Genomic DNA, 13,691 nt, shown 5'->3' on the forward strand with positions numbered 1-13,691 from the left:
AAAAAATAGCAGGAGACAGACATGACACTGAATACGCAACCGAATCTCGCCCGTCCCGACGATTTCTACGAGGCGTTGATCGATATGCATCGGGATCTGGACGATGCGCAGAGCCAATCGGCCAATGCGCAACTGATCCTGCTGCTCGCCAACCATATCGGCGATCACGCCACGCTGCTCGAAGCGATGCAGCATGCGCGCGAGGGGGTGATCGACGTTTCTTCGGGGCGCGGCGCGCAGTCGCATCCGCTGGCGGCCTGACCCGGCTCTCGTAGAACCCTGATCCCGTACCTGTAACGAAAACCCGCGCGTGGCCGTTCGTGCCACGCGCAATCCACGACGGCAACGCGGCGTGTCGACCACCTCGCCTGCCGTTTCAGTAGCAGACAACAACGCGGCGCAGCAAGACGCCGGACCCAACGGGTCCGTTGGACCCTCACGTTTGGAGATAACCGATGAGCCAACCCCTCGCCCCCGCGCTCGAGCCGGGCGCATCCGCTGCCGCGCACGACGACCTGCTGTATCGCAAGGTTTCGCTACGGATCATTCCGTTTCTGTTTCTCTGTTATGTGGTGTCGTTTCTCGATCGCATCAATATCGGCTTTGCGCAATTGCAGATGAAGCACGATCTCGGCTTCAGCGACGCAATGTACGGGCTTGGCGCCGCGGTCTTCTATGTGGGATACGTGTTGTGCGAAGTGCCGAGCAACATGCTGCTCGCCCGCTTCGGCGCACGCCGCACGTTCACGCGGATCATGCTGCTGTGGGGGATTGCATCGGTCGGCATGATGCTGGTGTCGAAACCCACGCATTTCTATGTGTTGCGCTTCATGCTTGGCGTGTTCGAGGCGGGGTTCTTTCCCGGCATCGTCCTGTATCTCACCTACTGGTATCCGGCGCGGCGGCGCGCGGCCGTGCTCTCGATCTTCTTCGCGGGTGTGGCGGTGGCAGGGGTGCTCGGTGGCCTCGTGTCCGGCTGGATCATGCGTGACATGGGCGGCGTGCTGGGCCTGTTCGGCTGGCAATGGATGTTCGTGATCGAAGGCGCGCCCGCCATCGTGCTCGGCCTGCTTGCCGCGTTCTATCTGGTGGACGGCCCGCAACATGCCGCGTGGCTCACCGCGGCGGAGAAAGCGCAATTGATCGCGCAACGCGACGAAGACCGCCGGCCTGCGGCTGACGCGCATTCGTCACGCTCGTTCACGCAGGCGTTGGGTAATCCGCGGGTGTATCTGTTCGCGTTCGTCTACTTTTCGCTGACCTGCGCCTCGCTCACGCTGAACTTCTGGATGCCGCTGATGATTCGCGACTTCGGGGTGCACGACGTCCTCGCCATCAGCCTGTACACGGTGATTCCCAACGCCATCGGCGCGGTGGGGCTGATTCTGATCGCGCGTCATTCGGATCGCCATGGTGAACGTCGCCGGCATTTCGCGGTGTGCACGATTGGCGGCGGCGTGGCGCTCTCGTTGCTGACGCTTCATCTGACCAGCTTTCCCGCGATGCTCGCGATTCTTTCTCTGGCTGCGGTTCTGATCTTCGCGGCCCTGCCGATCTTCTGGACGGTGCCGTCGGGGTATTTGTCCGGCACGGCGGCGGCGGCCGGGATCGCGCTGATCAGCAGCATCGGCATTACGAGCGGTATTGTCAGTCCGTGGGTGATCGGGTTGATCAAGACGCACACCGGGAGCATGGACAACGCGCTGTATGTGCTGACCGCGTTGCTGTTCGTCAGCGGCGTGGCAATGCTGCTCGGCGTGCCGAAGGACGGCAAACGCGCGTGAAGACGCGTACCGGTCCGGACGGGATTATGGGGTACAGTCGCGAGTATTCTGTTGCGACAGCCCGTAGACCGTCCGAACCTTCGCGATGCATTTCATCGACCCTGTTCCGCTGCCGCACGACGGCCCGTCCGACATTGCAGTGTGGCGGATCGATATCGACTTCGCCGAGTCGCTGAACGCCCCGGCTTTCGCGTCCCTTAGCGACGAAGAACTCACGCGCGCCCGTCACTTTCGCCGTCATGAAGACGCGTTGCGTTTCGCCACCGTGCGTGCCGCGTTGCGTGAGCAACTCGCGCGGGGCCTTGGCATCGCGGCACACGCCGTGCGCTTTGCAGCCGATGCCAACCACCGTCCTCATCTCGCGGAGTCGGATCGCTTCGATTTCAACGTGTCGCATGCGGGCGAGCATGGCCTGATCGCGATCTCGCCGATGCGGCGCGTCGGTGTCGATATCGAGCAGCACAGCGACACATTCGATTGGCATTCGATCGCGACGCTGACGCTCGATCCGAAAGAAGCCGTATGGATCGAAGGTCTCGACGCGGCTCGGCAAACCGCTGCGTTTTACGATGCATGGGTTGCCAAGGAAGCGCTCGTCAAAACGACGGGCGCGGGCATCACGCGCGGGTTGCAACATCTGACGGTGCTGCCGCGTGAGAGCATGCGCGTGACGCTGCGCAATCAGATTCCCGACGACATGCGTGAAGTCGACGCGCGCTGGCTTGCCGCGCCGGACGGCTACGCCGCGTGCGTCGCCTGGTCGGCGACGGCGTTGCGGCGCTAGAGGCCATAGAGCGGCCCATGCAGCGCGTTACGCGTTTGCTTCCCCAAATACCAATGACTTCGGCCAGCCAAACGTATGTACCTGTGTGAGCGGCTGCGCTAGCGCGACCGCCGCACGAATCTTGCCGGCCATCGGCACATCGAGTACATGCCAGCGGCCATATTCCGCGAGATCGAACGCGCCGGTCGCGGTGGGACTGAACAGCAGTTCCAGATCGATATCGACAGGCGCGTAACGCAACGCACTGCAAAGGCTGCTATAGCGAGCGTGCCGGCGCGATGCTTCCGGCGTCTGATCCGGCGCCGCGCCGGGCGCGGGCACGACGACGCTCAATCCGAGCGTTGTCGCCGCAACACCGATCATGATCCAGATACCGCCGTACGCGATATCGATTGTGATGCCGCGGCCGTCGCGCGGATGGCGCGCGCGCAGTTTCTCGTTGCCGTCGTCGTGTAGATCGACGGCGTGCGGCTCGCTGTCGAACAGGTGAGCGACGATCCACCGCACCACCACGCGCGCGCTAATGAAGCGTTTGCGCAATGCGGCGTTGGGATGCAGTCGCGCGCGCTCCCGCTCGGTCTTGGAAAGCCAGCTATCGCCTTCCTGCACGGGCACCGGTAGCCATTCGCAGCGGAATCGCCACAGATGTAATTCGCCTGCGCGTGGTGCGACGACATTGTGTGGACGGCTACGTGTCAGTGGATGGCACTGGAATGCCGTTGCCGTGGCGATCTCGCGTGCGAGTCGGGCGGCGTGCGCTGCAGGTGTGCCAGCGGCGCCCTCAGCGGTGCGCTCAACCGCGCTTGCAACTGAGCCTTCAATTGCGCCTTCAACGCCGCCCTCGACTGCGCGTGACGCACCGCTGTCGCGCCCACGCGAGGCCGTCAGACAAACCTGGTCCGAGTCTAATGACATACGCGGGCTTCCTCAATGCATGTAGGTGACGCGCCTTGCTTGCACGTCGAGTTCCACACCGGCGTCGAGCAGATCGATGGCGAACCAGCGAATCAACTTCAGAACGCCGCTTACGGCGGGCGCCGGCAGCCAGTCGTTCAGCATGCGCAATGCGGCGCCGCTGTGCGTTTTTTGCAGCAGCGCGATGGTTTGCAAAACCACTGCTTCGTCTTTGCCGAGATCGCTGGCGCAGCGGCAGCGCATGTCGAGCGGACGATACGACACGTGCATTAGCGAACGCATCAGCAGATCGAAGTGTTCGATGCCGTCCTGGCGCAAGCCGGCGCCGCTGAGTATGTCGCGCCAGTGCGCACCGCCGCTCGCCGTCTCGCAAGAGGGGCGCAGCCAGGTGCGCACGGCGCTCAGGACGGTGCGATCGGGGGCGTCGGCGGAATCGGCCGGATGGTCGTCGATCAGTTCCGGACGGCCGGTGTGCTGAGAGCGAAAGTTCATCGATGCTCCTGGATGGACACGGTCCAACGAATCGCGCCGGCCAGATGGGACAGATGCCGCGTCGCAGGCCAGCGCATGTCGTGCGACGGATGGGCGATGACGCAGAGACTGCGTCAGATGTTTATGTCGGTGCCGGCATCAGCTGCTTGGTTCACCTTGAGCCGGCTGGGTTGGATGATGAGCCAAATTCCGTCTAAATGCAAATCATTCGCATTTAGAAGTGTTGTCACAGTGATGCACGCCCGGCGCCTGTCGGAACACGTGCGCGGCCATGGCGCAGAAGGTCGATGCCACAACGCAACTAACGGTCAACCCCGCCAGGCGTCCGCGGATATGATGGCGAAGTGCCGAATTCAGTCTTTCCGGCACAAACGGCTTGCAGTCTCCTTGCCCACTTCCGCCAGCCAAATGCCGATAAAAACACTCGACGCCGCCTCGACTTCCAAGCCTACCCAGACGGCGCAGCGCCTCCCCACGCTGATGCTTGCCGCCACGCTGTCGCTAGGAAGCGCGATTGCGCTCGGGCTTGCGCGTTTCGCCTACGCGCTGCTGTTGCCGTCGATGAAACTCGACCTCGGCTGGAGCTTCGCGCAAGCCGGCGCGATGAACACGGCTAATGCGTTGGGTTATCTGCTCGGAGCGCTGGCTTTTCCGCGCCTTGCGCGCCGCTGGTCAGCCGGCGCGCTGTTTGGCGGCGGTTGCGTGGCGACGGCGCTTTTAATGGCCGGCAGCGGCCTGGTTGCCGACACGCACTCACTGCTCGCGCTGCGCGTGGTCACCGGCGCGAGCAGTGCGGGGATTTTTATCAGCGGTGGCGTGTTGGCGGCACGGCTTGCGTCGGCGAGACCGCACGACGCGGGGCTCGTCCTTGGCTTGTATTACGGCGGCACGGGGTGGGGCATCGTGGCGTCGTCGGTGCTGGTGCCGCTGACCATTGTCAACGTCGCGCACGGTTGGCAGTTTGCATGGTTCGCCCTCGCGCTCGCGTGCGCGGTGCTCGCCGCGGTGGCCGTCGGCGCGGCGCGAAAAATCGAGAGCGTGCATCCGACGCTGTCGTCAGCTGCGCAGTCACACACGGCCGCCAACGCGCCCCGCTGGCCGCGATTCAGTCTGGCGCTGACGGGATACGGATTGTTCGGCGTCGGCTATATCGGCTACATGACGTTCATCGTCGCGTTGCTGCGCAATGCGGGCATGAGCGCGGCCGTCGTCACGGGCTTCTATCTGCTGCTCGGCGTGGCGACCGTGGTGTCGGCGCGCGTGTGGTCGAGTCTGCTCGACCGTATGCGCGGCGGCCAGGCGCTTGCGGTCCTCAACACATTGCTTGCAGTGGCGACGCTGCTGCCCGCGCTGTTCACGCAGCCTTGGGTGGCGTTCGTATCCGGCGCGCTGTTCGGCGCGACATTCCTTTCGGCCGTGGCGTCGACTACAGCCTTTGTGCGCCACAATCTGCCCGCGAGTCACTGGGCCAAGGGCATCAGCGCGTTCACGATCGTATTCGCGTTCGGGCAGATCGTCGGGCCGATGGTGATCGGCTGGGTCTCGGACGGCGCGGGCCTCGCGCGCGGGCTGGTGTATTCCGCGCTGTTGCTCGCGGCAGGCGCGGTGCTGGCGGCGTGTCAGAAGCCGCTGCGCTGAATGTGGGGCCGCGTATGCAGGCAAGTGCGCCGCGCGCCCCACATGCGCACCTCACATGTCACACCTGCACGGACGGGATGCTCTTCATGCAACGCAAGGCGAACATCGAACGGCTATGACGGATGCCGGCGATCTTGTAGAGCTTCTCGCGCAGAAAACGCTCGTAGCCCGCCGTACCGTCGACCGCCACCTTCACCAGATAGTCGTAGTCGCCCGATACGAGATAAGCCTCTAGCACCTCGGTGAGCGTAGCCAGTTCGGCGCCGAAGCGGGCGAGGGCGTCGTCGTCGTGGCGGTCTAACGTCACTTCGAGCAGGACGACGTCCGCGAAGCCGAGCTTCTGCTGATCGAGCAGGGCGACATAGCCGCGGATATACCCATCGGTTTCCAATTGACGCGTGCGGTTCCAGCACGCGGTGGTCGACATGCCAACCAGCTCGGCCAGTTCGGCGTTGCTCAGCCGGGCGTTTTTTTGCAACTCGCGCAGGATCTTGCGATCCTGGTTGTCGAGCGGGCGACTTCGGGTGCTCATGGGCGATAGCGGAAGATTGTTCTTTAAATTTGTATTCTAGCTGAATATCGTCCCGACTCTGACCATAAGCTTCATTGCTTTAAGAAGCCTATCCAGACTGTCTCCGGATATATTTTCAGGGTGCATTCATGCCCGGGACAACCGTCCGGGCCGCGGGCCTCGCGCCCACGGTCTCATGCGGCCACAAGCCGCCATCCGGGTCTCGCTGTCTTTCACAGGAAGGCGGCACGCGGGCGATTTCCGGCGTTACCCACGTCGGAGGGCGCGCTCGCCGGGCATGAACGCATGTTCCCAACCGACATGCATTGGTTCTCGTGTTTGCACGGAGCGTGGCATCGACGGCAATTTCTTCTCATCGTCTATGCACGGTTTTACATAGGCCGATGCGGCAACGTGCGGCGAATCATTGGTGCAGCGTGTGCTGGTTAGCATGGGCGCCGCTCTGCACTGAGCGCATCCACTACAGCGCAGCGCAGCGGCCATCATGGATCGCTTGGAAAAATAGCCACACGTTCTCGCTTGGTTAGCCCGCTTTGACGGGCCCCTTTACCGCGCTCTGTACCGCAACATTGCGATAGACGTCGCGACAAAATTGCATGCCGTGCTCATGCGTGCCGTTCACGGCCGCCGCAATATGAACCGTTCCTTCCACACGCTGGGGCGCCGGCGGATTGACCAATGCGGCGTCGATCGCGAACGGATCGGCCGGCGACGCGCGCATGATGCCGATGCCCCTGATCGTCACCGCAAGGCATGGATCGGATGCTTGCGCGCCGTGGCCGGCCGCCACGTCGAAATTGACGTTGAGCGTCCAGAAGCCCTCATGAATACCCTGATGAATAATGACGGCCTTCACCACGTCCTGGTGTGACAGCGTGTACTCGTTGCTTGCCATCGGTCCCTCCGTGCTCGCACGCTTTCCGGGCATACGTATGCAGATATGGCATTGTGCGTGGACCAGCGAAGATTAGTTTTACGCGCCATTCGCTGCAGTGCAAGCGGAAAGATATGCACGCGCGTGCGCCCGCAAGCGAGCATCGAGCGGACGCACGAAAGGCGACAGCCGAACACCGGCGTCGCCTTTCGTGTCGCAGCCTCAGAGAGGCCGCGCCGCAGTGAAACGAAGCAATGAAACGAAGTTCAGTTCAACTGCGCAAGTGGTGAATTCTCACCAAGGAGTTAATGGAAAATGAGGTACAGGATGACCAGTACGATCAACGGAACGCCAAGCAGCCAGCCGAGAAGATAAGGCATGGTGTGATCTCCTTTCGTATCGAGGTTTGAATACGAAAGTGATTGAGCATCCGGCGTGCCTGACGTGCGACGTGCTGTTACGGGACGCCCTGGCGGTCATCTCAGGGCAAATTTTCCCGCAGAACAATGCTGAATTGCACAGGCTTCACGTCGCTCAATGCATCGCGTTTCTCGCGCACGTTGCGGAAAATGCGCAGACAATTCCCCACCATGGCTTGCGGCGTCTGCGTGATCAACGCGTCCATGGTGCCGTCGATCAACAAGGCTCGCGTGTCCGGCGTCAAGCCATGACCGACGAACAGAATCTTCTGTTCCGAGCGCGCTTCGACAATCGCGCGCGCCACGCCATCCGATCCGCCGCCGCTGTTGTAAATGCCGGCCAGATCCGGATGCTGCTCCAGTAGCTTGCGCGTCTGCATATAGTTGCGCTCGCTATCATCGTGTCCTTCACGCAATCCAATCACGCGCACTTGTGGGAACGTCGATTCGATCAAATGGAGAAAGCCGATCTCGCGCTCCTCATGTCCACGATAGTTGAGGCTGCCCGCGAGCATCGCGATCTTTCCGCTCGGCCGCGGACCCATGAAGCGTCCGAGCAGTAGCGCAGCCGTGCGCCCGGCTGCACGATTGTCGATACCCACATAAGCCAGCCGCCGCGCATTCGATAAATCCGAAATCAACGTGATGGCCGGCACGCCCTGGTCGGCCAATGCATTCACGGCATCGCGCACAACGGGATGTTCGAGCGCCATGAACACCACGCCGTCCGCACGCTGTCCGTAATGCAACAGACGGTCGGCCAGTTCCTTCGGGTTGAAACTCTCGACGTAGTGCACGCGGCACTTCATATCCAACGCGTTCCATTGATCGTGCGCGAAGTCGATGTAGTCGCCGAGCATGCGCAAATAGCGATTGGTGCCGGCGGGCAGCAGAAACGCGATGCGCATCGGCTTCGAGGCGGACACGGTAGGCGCCTGAGGCGTGAGCAGATAGCCGAGTTGGGCGGCCGCTTGCAGCACGCGTTGCGCCGTTACGGCACGCACGCCTTCGCGGCCGTTGAGCACGCGATCCACCGTGGCGGTCGAAACGCCGGCGGCGCGCGCAATGTCGGGAATGCGCGCGCGCGCAGCGGCGCTGAGGTGAACCGTTTCGGACATAGCAGTCCTTCACAGAAAGGAAGTCCATCAAAAACCATCAAGTTCGCGGTTTGACAGCGCTTGCCGCGGACGCCTAGTCTTGCAGCTATCACGCGACGACTCAACACCGGCGACTGGAAATCAAGGCGTAGGAGCGGGCGATGATGGTTTTTGATGGATTCGACAGTCACATCAATTATAAGCAAGGAGACGCTCAAATGACCAACCTCGCGAGACGCACCCTGCTGCGTGCGGCGGCCGCCGTGCCGGTAGCCGGCGCGCTGGGCTTTCCGGCGATCGTGCGCGCGGCGTCCGGCCCGGAGTTCGTGTTCAAGTACGGCAACAACCTGCCGCTCACGCATCCGTTGAACGTGCGCTCGCAGGAAGCGGCCAACCAGATCAAAGAGGCGTCGAAAGGGCGCATGGAGATCCGGATATTCCCTAACAACCAGCTGGGCGGCGACACCGACATGCTCGCGCAGGTGCGCAGCGGCGGCATCGAAATGTTCACGCCGTCGGCGCTGGTGGTATCGACGCTTGCGCCATCGGTTGCGATCAACGCGGTCGGCTTCGCGTTCAGCGACTACAACCAGGTGTGGGGCGCCATGGACGGCAAGCTCGGCGCATACGTGCGCGCGGCGATGCAGAAGGCCGGCCTCGAATCGTTCGAAAAGATGTGGGACAACGGTTTTCGTCAGACCACCACCAGCAATGGCCCGATCACGAGCGCGCAGACCATGCGCGGTCTGAAGATTCGCGTGCCGGTGAGTCCGCTCAGCATCGATATGTTCAAAGGACTCGGCGCCGCGCCGACGAGCCTGCAATTCAGCGAGGTCTATTCGTCGCTGCAAACGCATATTGTCGATGCCCAGGAGAATCCGCTGCCGATCGTGCAGGTCGCCAAGCTCTACGAGGTGCAGAAGTACTGTTCGCTGACCAATCACATGTGGGACGGCTACTGGTTCGTGTTGAACCCGCGCGCGTGGCAACGCTTGCCCAAGGATCTGCAGGGCATTGCCAGCGACGCGTTCAACCAGTCGGCGCTCAGGCAGCGTGAGGATGTGCGCAAGCTGAACGACGCGGCAGTCGCGGATCTGCAAAGCAAGGGGCTCTCGATCAACCGTCCTGCGCCGGATACGTTTCGCGCGGCGTTGCGCCAGGCGGGTTTCTACGCGGAATGGAAAAGCAAGTTCGGCAATCAGGCGTGGGACCTGCTCGAACAGTCAGTCGGCAAGCTGGCCTGACCGTGCTGCATACGGGCGAGGCTGAGACGAAGCGCGGCGAGCCGCCGCGAGGAGGCAGCAGGATGTCGAATCACGCATTGAATCCGGCGGAAGCGGGAGTGCCGTTGCACACCGCGAGCATGCCGCGCCGCTGGCTGAGGAGTTTCGATCGCGGTCTGATCGCGCTCGTCGAAGTGTGCGCGGCGGCGCTGCTCGCCATGGAGATCGTCGTGATGCTGGCGGGCGTGGTGTGTCGTTATGCGCTGCACCAGCCGCTCGTATGGTCCGATGAACTGGCGGGCATTCTGTTCCTGTGGCTCGCCATGCTCGGCGCGGTGCTCGCGTTGCGGCGCGGCGAACATATGCGCATGACCGCGCTGGTCAGCCGGCTGTCGGCGCCGCGTCGCGCGTTGGTCGATACGCTGGCGATCGCCGCATCGATCGCGTTGCTCGCGCTGTTGATCGCTCCTGCGTACGACTATGCCTCCGGCGAGGCGGCGATCGTGACGCCCGCCTTGCAGATCAGCAATGCGTGGCGGGCGCTCGCGTTGCCGATCGGCGCCGCGCTCATGCTGCTGGTCGGGCTGATCCGGCTGGCCCAGGTGAGCCGCGTGCGCGACGTCGTGATCGCGCTCGGGATCACCGCCGTACTTGGCGCAGTGGTCGTGTTCGCCGGGCCGTGGTTTCAAACGCTCGGCAAGACCAATCTCGTGATCTTTTTCGTCGGCGTCGTGGCGGTCGGGATTTTTTCGGGCGTGCCGATCGGGTTTTCGTTTGCGCTCGCCACGTTCGGTTATCTGGGCCTCTCGACCTTTACGCCGCTCGAAGTCGTGGTCGGGCGCATGGACGAAGGCATGTCGCATCTCGTGCTGTTGGCTGTGCCGCTCTTCGTCTTTCTCGGCCTGCTGATCGAGATGACCGGCATGGCGCGCGCGATGATCGAGTTTCTCGCGAGCCTCGTCGGCCATGTGCATGGTGGCCTGTCGTTCGTGCTGATCGGCGCCATGTACCTGGTGTCGGGCATCTCCGGTTCGAAAGTGGCGGACATGGCGGCGATTGCGCCGGTGCTGTTCCCGGAGATGAAAAAACGCGGCGCTTCCGAAGGCGATCTGGTTGCGCTGCTCGCCACGACCGGCGCACAAAGCGAAACCATTCCGCCGAGCATTGTGCTGATCACGATCGGTTCGGTGACGGGCCTATCGATCTCCGCGCTCTTCACGGCGGGCATGCTGCCAGGCGCTGTGCTCGCGCTGATTCTATGTGCGGTGGTGTGGTGGCGCTATCGCAAGGAAGACCTGAGCGGCGCGCAACGTTTCAGCAAGCGGCAGATCGGGCGTCTGTTCATCGTGTCGCTGCCCGCGCTCGCGCTGCCGTTTGTGATTCGTATGGCCGTGGTCGAAGGCGTGGCGACGGCGACCGAGGTGTCGACCATCGGCATTGCGTATTCGATGCTGATCGGGCTGCTGGTGTATCGCCGCTTCGACTGGCGGCGGCTTGGCCGCATGCTGGTGGATGCGGCGACGTTGTCGGGTGCGATTCTTTTCATCATCGGCTGTGCCACTGCCATGGCGTGGGCGCTTACGCAGTCCGGCTTTTCGCAGGATCTCGCGCAAGTCATGGGCTCGATGCCAGGCGGCGCATACGGTTTTCTCGCGGTGTCGATCGTCGTGTTCGTGATGCTCGGCAGCGTGCTCGAAGGGATTCCGGCGATTGTGCTGTTCGGACCGCTGCTGTTTCCGATCGCGCGGCTCGCGGGTGTGCATGAAGTGCATTACGCGATCGTCGTGATTCTCTCGATGGGCGTGGGCCTCTTTTCGCCACCGTTCGGCGTCGGCTACTACTCGGCGTGCGCGATCAGCAAGGTCAATCCCGACGCGGGCATTCGGCCGATTGTCGGCTATATGGGCGCGTTGCTCGTCGGCCTGATCGTGGTCGCGGCAATTCCCTGGATTTCGATCGGGTTTCTCTAAGCGGGTCTCTCAGGTTTCTTAACAGGTTCGACCTTCGGGCGCCGCGTTTTCGCCGCGCCGGGGCGTCGCTCGTCTTTCAACCCCGCAGCATCGGGAGAGTTTCATGAGTCGTTTCTTTGGCGAAATCCGGCAGGCAGGTTACGTGGTGCGGGATATCGAAGCCGCGATGGACTATTGGAGCCGCGTGCTCGGCGTCGGTCCGTGGTTTTATAACGAACGCGTGCCGATCGAAAACTATACGTACCGTGGGCAAACGTACGAGGTGCATAACTCGGTTGCGCTGGCGAACTCGGGACCGTTGCAGGTCGAATTGATCCAGACGCGTAACGACGCACCGTCGATGTATCGCGACTTTCTCGCCGCGGGCCATACGGGCTTGCAGCACAACGCGTACTGGACCACCTCGTTCGACGCCGATCTCGCGCGCCTGCAGGCGCAAGGTTTCAAAGTCGCGATGAGCGGCGAAGTGGGACGCAACGGGCGCTTTGTCTACTTCGACACGGAGAATCATCCCGGTACGGTGATCGAGTTGTCCGAGATCGCCGGGCCGAAAGGCAAGCTCTTCGACATGATCTACAAGGCGTCGCTCGACTGGGACGGCCGCGAGCCGGTGCGCCGCTTTCCTGATCTGGGCACGCTATGAGCGCGGCGCCGCAACCACAGACCGTCGACGAAGACACGCTCGAAGCCGACTATCTGATCGAGACGCCGCTCGACCCTCGCCGCGTCGCGGACGTCATGGCCGGCGAACAGTCGAGCGGCACGTTCGTGCGCGTCGCCAACGAATCGGATGCGCTGCGCGCACGCAGCCGCGCGAGCGTGCTGCGCGTCGAAGAACTCGAGGCGGCGGCGCAGCCCAGCTTGCCGAATGCATGGCTCGCGCGCCAGGGCACGCCGGGGCCGTGGCGGCGCGCGCGCATCACGCTGTCGTTTCCGCTCGCCAATATCGACGCGAATCTGCCCACGTTGGCGGCGACCGTGGCCGGCAATCTATACGACCTCGGCGAGGTGACGGGCATGCGGCTGCTCTCGCTACGTTTGCCGGCTTCGTATCGCGCGCGTTTCGAATGGCCACGGCATGGCGTGGCGGGCACGCGCGCGCTGACGCAAGTGAAGGACCGGCCGATGATCGGCACCATCATCAAGCCTAATGTCGGCCTGAGCGCGGCGGAAACGGCGGCGCTGGTGCGCGATCTGTGCGAGGCGGGCGTCGATTTCATCAAGGACGACGAGGTGTGCGCAAATCCCGCGCATGCGCCGCTTGCGGAGCGCGTGCGGGCAGTGATGTCCGAAGTGCGCCGCTACCGTGAACGCAGCGGCCGGCCCGTGATGGTCGCGTTCAATATCACCGACGACCTCGACGCCATGCGTCGCCACGCGGAACTGGTCGAACGCGAGGGCGGCAGTTGCGTGATGGCGAGCATCAACTGGTGCGGCTTTTCCGCGATCCAGACGCTGCGCCGCGCGACCCCGCTGGTGCTTCACGCGCACCGCAACGGCTACGGCATGATGTCGCGCGATCCGGCGCTCGGCATGTCGTTTCAGGCTTATCAGACGCTGTGGCGCTTGAGCGGCGTCGATCACATGCACGTGCACGGTCTCGCCGGAAAATTCGCCCAGAGCGACGCCGAAGTGATCGAGTCGGCGCGCGATTGCGCGACACCGCTCGCCGCCGGTCGCGACGATACGGTGCTGCCGGCGTTTTCGTCAGGGCAGTGGGCCGGCACCGTGCAGGCGACCTTCGACGCGGTGCGCTCGACCGACTTGTTGTTCATGTCGGGCGGCGGCATTCTCGCGCATCCGGCCGGCCCAGCTGCGGGCGTCACGAGCGTGCGCCAGGCGTGGGCGGCGGTGCAGGCCGGCACGCCGCTGCCGGAGTACGCCGAGCACATGCCGGAACTGCGGCGCGCGCTGGCGTTTTTCGGCAGCCGCACGTGACCACTGCACGCGACACGGAACGAAC

The 13,691-nt window shown here is 63.3% G+C and carries 13 protein-coding genes; 8 read left to right on the top strand and 5 right to left on the bottom strand.

Features of this window, described 5'->3' with window-relative positions; genetic code table 11:
* The first annotated feature begins 21 nt into the window (after positions 1 to 21).
* From AC57B1_RS30725 to AC57B1_RS30735, 3 genes are all read left to right on the top strand, one after another.
* Complete coding sequence (locus AC57B1_RS30725) at positions 22 to 261, top strand: DUF2783 domain-containing protein (protein WP_091806107.1); 240 nt, start codon at positions 22 to 24, stop codon at positions 259 to 261.
* Positions 262 to 455: 194 nt separating this feature from the next.
* A complete protein-coding gene (locus AC57B1_RS30730) occupies positions 456 to 1,784 on the top strand; it encodes an MFS transporter (RefSeq protein ID WP_496419584.1) in 1,329 nt (442 codons plus the stop codon).
* A gap of 85 nt (positions 1,785 to 1,869) precedes the next feature.
* Complete coding sequence (locus AC57B1_RS30735; protein ID WP_091806114.1) at positions 1,870 to 2,568, top strand: 4'-phosphopantetheinyl transferase family protein; 699 nt, start codon at positions 1,870 to 1,872, stop codon at positions 2,566 to 2,568.
* 27 nt (positions 2,569 to 2,595) lie between these two features.
* Here the strand turns inward: AC57B1_RS30735 and AC57B1_RS30740 are convergent, their stop codons facing one another.
* Positions 2,596 to 3,483 (bottom strand): 4'-phosphopantetheinyl transferase family protein, encoded by an 888-nt coding sequence (locus AC57B1_RS30740; protein WP_496419585.1) that lies wholly within the window; start codon positions 3,481 to 3,483, stop codon positions 2,596 to 2,598.
* Positions 3,484 to 3,495: 12 nt separating this feature from the next.
* The gene (locus AC57B1_RS30745) at positions 3,496 to 3,975 is read right to left on the bottom strand and encodes a hypothetical protein (RefSeq protein WP_408186340.1); all 480 of its coding nucleotides are present in this window, start codon (positions 3,973 to 3,975) and stop codon (positions 3,496 to 3,498) included.
* Positions 3,976 to 4,383: 408 nt separating this feature from the next.
* Here AC57B1_RS30745 and AC57B1_RS30750 point away from each other — a divergent pair, with 408 nt between their 5' ends.
* The gene (locus AC57B1_RS30750) at positions 4,384 to 5,613 is read left to right on the top strand and encodes a YbfB/YjiJ family MFS transporter (RefSeq protein ID WP_496419586.1); all 1,230 of its coding nucleotides are present in this window, start codon (positions 4,384 to 4,386) and stop codon (positions 5,611 to 5,613) included.
* 58 nt (positions 5,614 to 5,671) lie between these two features.
* Here AC57B1_RS30750 and AC57B1_RS30755 read toward each other — a convergent pair whose 3' ends face one another.
* The 3 genes from AC57B1_RS30755 to AC57B1_RS30765 form a co-directional block, all read right to left on the bottom strand.
* The gene (locus AC57B1_RS30755) at positions 5,672 to 6,145 is read right to left on the bottom strand and encodes an Lrp/AsnC family transcriptional regulator (protein ID WP_496419587.1); all 474 of its coding nucleotides are present in this window, start codon (positions 6,143 to 6,145) and stop codon (positions 5,672 to 5,674) included.
* 523 nt (positions 6,146 to 6,668) lie between these two features.
* Positions 6,669 to 7,040, bottom strand: coding sequence for a hypothetical protein (locus AC57B1_RS30760; protein WP_496419588.1), 372 nt, complete (start codon positions 7,038 to 7,040; stop codon positions 6,669 to 6,671).
* A gap of 460 nt (positions 7,041 to 7,500) precedes the next feature.
* Positions 7,501 to 8,556, bottom strand: a complete 1,056-nt coding sequence (locus AC57B1_RS30765) for a LacI family DNA-binding transcriptional regulator (protein ID WP_408341865.1) — start codon at positions 8,554 to 8,556, stop codon at positions 7,501 to 7,503.
* 197 nt (positions 8,557 to 8,753) lie between these two features.
* Between AC57B1_RS30765 and AC57B1_RS30770 the strand changes: the two genes are divergently transcribed.
* The 4 genes from AC57B1_RS30770 to AC57B1_RS30785 all read left to right on the top strand — a co-directional run bounded on the left by AC57B1_RS30770 (position 8,754) and on the right by AC57B1_RS30785 (position 13,666).
* The gene (locus AC57B1_RS30770; protein ID WP_091806136.1) at positions 8,754 to 9,779 is read left to right on the top strand and encodes a TRAP transporter substrate-binding protein; all 1,026 of its coding nucleotides are present in this window, start codon (positions 8,754 to 8,756) and stop codon (positions 9,777 to 9,779) included.
* Between the two features lie 62 nt (positions 9,780 to 9,841).
* Entirely contained in the window at positions 9,842 to 11,728 is a 1,887-nt protein-coding gene (locus AC57B1_RS30775; protein WP_091806139.1) for a TRAP transporter large permease, read from the top strand.
* 103 nt (positions 11,729 to 11,831) lie between these two features.
* Complete coding sequence (locus tag AC57B1_RS30780; protein ID WP_091806143.1) at positions 11,832 to 12,371, top strand: VOC family protein; 540 nt, start codon at positions 11,832 to 11,834, stop codon at positions 12,369 to 12,371.
* Positions 12,368 to 13,666: a ribulose-bisphosphate carboxylase large subunit family protein gene (locus AC57B1_RS30785; RefSeq protein WP_496419589.1), complete on the top strand. Its 1,299-nt coding sequence runs from the start codon at positions 12,368 to 12,370 to the stop codon at positions 13,664 to 13,666. Before AC57B1_RS30780 ends, AC57B1_RS30785 begins: the two co-directional genes overlap by 4 nt.
* Positions 13,667 to 13,691: the final 25 nt, after the last annotated feature.

The sequence above is a fragment of the Paraburkholderia sp. BGA-UO-ETr-F21 genome (assembly GCF_059567925.1).

Bases quoted from the DNA above. Each gene is read 5' to 3' on its own strand.
- AC57B1_RS30760 (WP_496419588.1), bottom strand. From the start codon at position 7,040: ATGGCAAGCAACGAGTACACGCTGTCACACCAGGACGTGGTGAAGGCC.
- AC57B1_RS30770 (WP_091806136.1), top strand. From the start codon at position 8,754: ATGACCAACCTCGCGAGACGCACCCTGCTGCGTGCGGCGGCCGCCGTG.
- AC57B1_RS30745 (WP_408186340.1), bottom strand. From the start codon at position 3,975: ATGAACTTTCGCTCTCAGCACACCGGCCGTCCGGAACTGATCGACGAC.
- AC57B1_RS30785 (WP_496419589.1), top strand. From the start codon at position 12,368: ATGAGCGCGGCGCCGCAACCACAGACCGTCGACGAAGACACGCTCGAA.
- AC57B1_RS30750 (WP_496419586.1), top strand. From the start codon at position 4,384: ATGCCGATAAAAACACTCGACGCCGCCTCGACTTCCAAGCCTACCCAG.
- AC57B1_RS30735 (WP_091806114.1), top strand. From the start codon at position 1,870: ATGCATTTCATCGACCCTGTTCCGCTGCCGCACGACGGCCCGTCCGAC.
- AC57B1_RS30740 (WP_496419585.1), bottom strand. From the start codon at position 3,483: ATGTCATTAGACTCGGACCAGGTTTGTCTGACGGCCTCGCGTGGGCGC.
- AC57B1_RS30730 (WP_496419584.1), top strand. From the start codon at position 456: ATGAGCCAACCCCTCGCCCCCGCGCTCGAGCCGGGCGCATCCGCTGCC.
- AC57B1_RS30775 (WP_091806139.1), top strand. From the start codon at position 9,842: ATGTCGAATCACGCATTGAATCCGGCGGAAGCGGGAGTGCCGTTGCAC.
- AC57B1_RS30765 (WP_408341865.1), bottom strand. From the start codon at position 8,556: ATGTCCGAAACGGTTCACCTCAGCGCCGCTGCGCGCGCGCGCATTCCC.
- AC57B1_RS30755 (WP_496419587.1), bottom strand. From the start codon at position 6,145: ATGAGCACCCGAAGTCGCCCGCTCGACAACCAGGATCGCAAGATCCTG.
- AC57B1_RS30725 (WP_091806107.1), top strand. From the start codon at position 22: ATGACACTGAATACGCAACCGAATCTCGCCCGTCCCGACGATTTCTAC.
- AC57B1_RS30780 (WP_091806143.1), top strand. From the start codon at position 11,832: ATGAGTCGTTTCTTTGGCGAAATCCGGCAGGCAGGTTACGTGGTGCGG.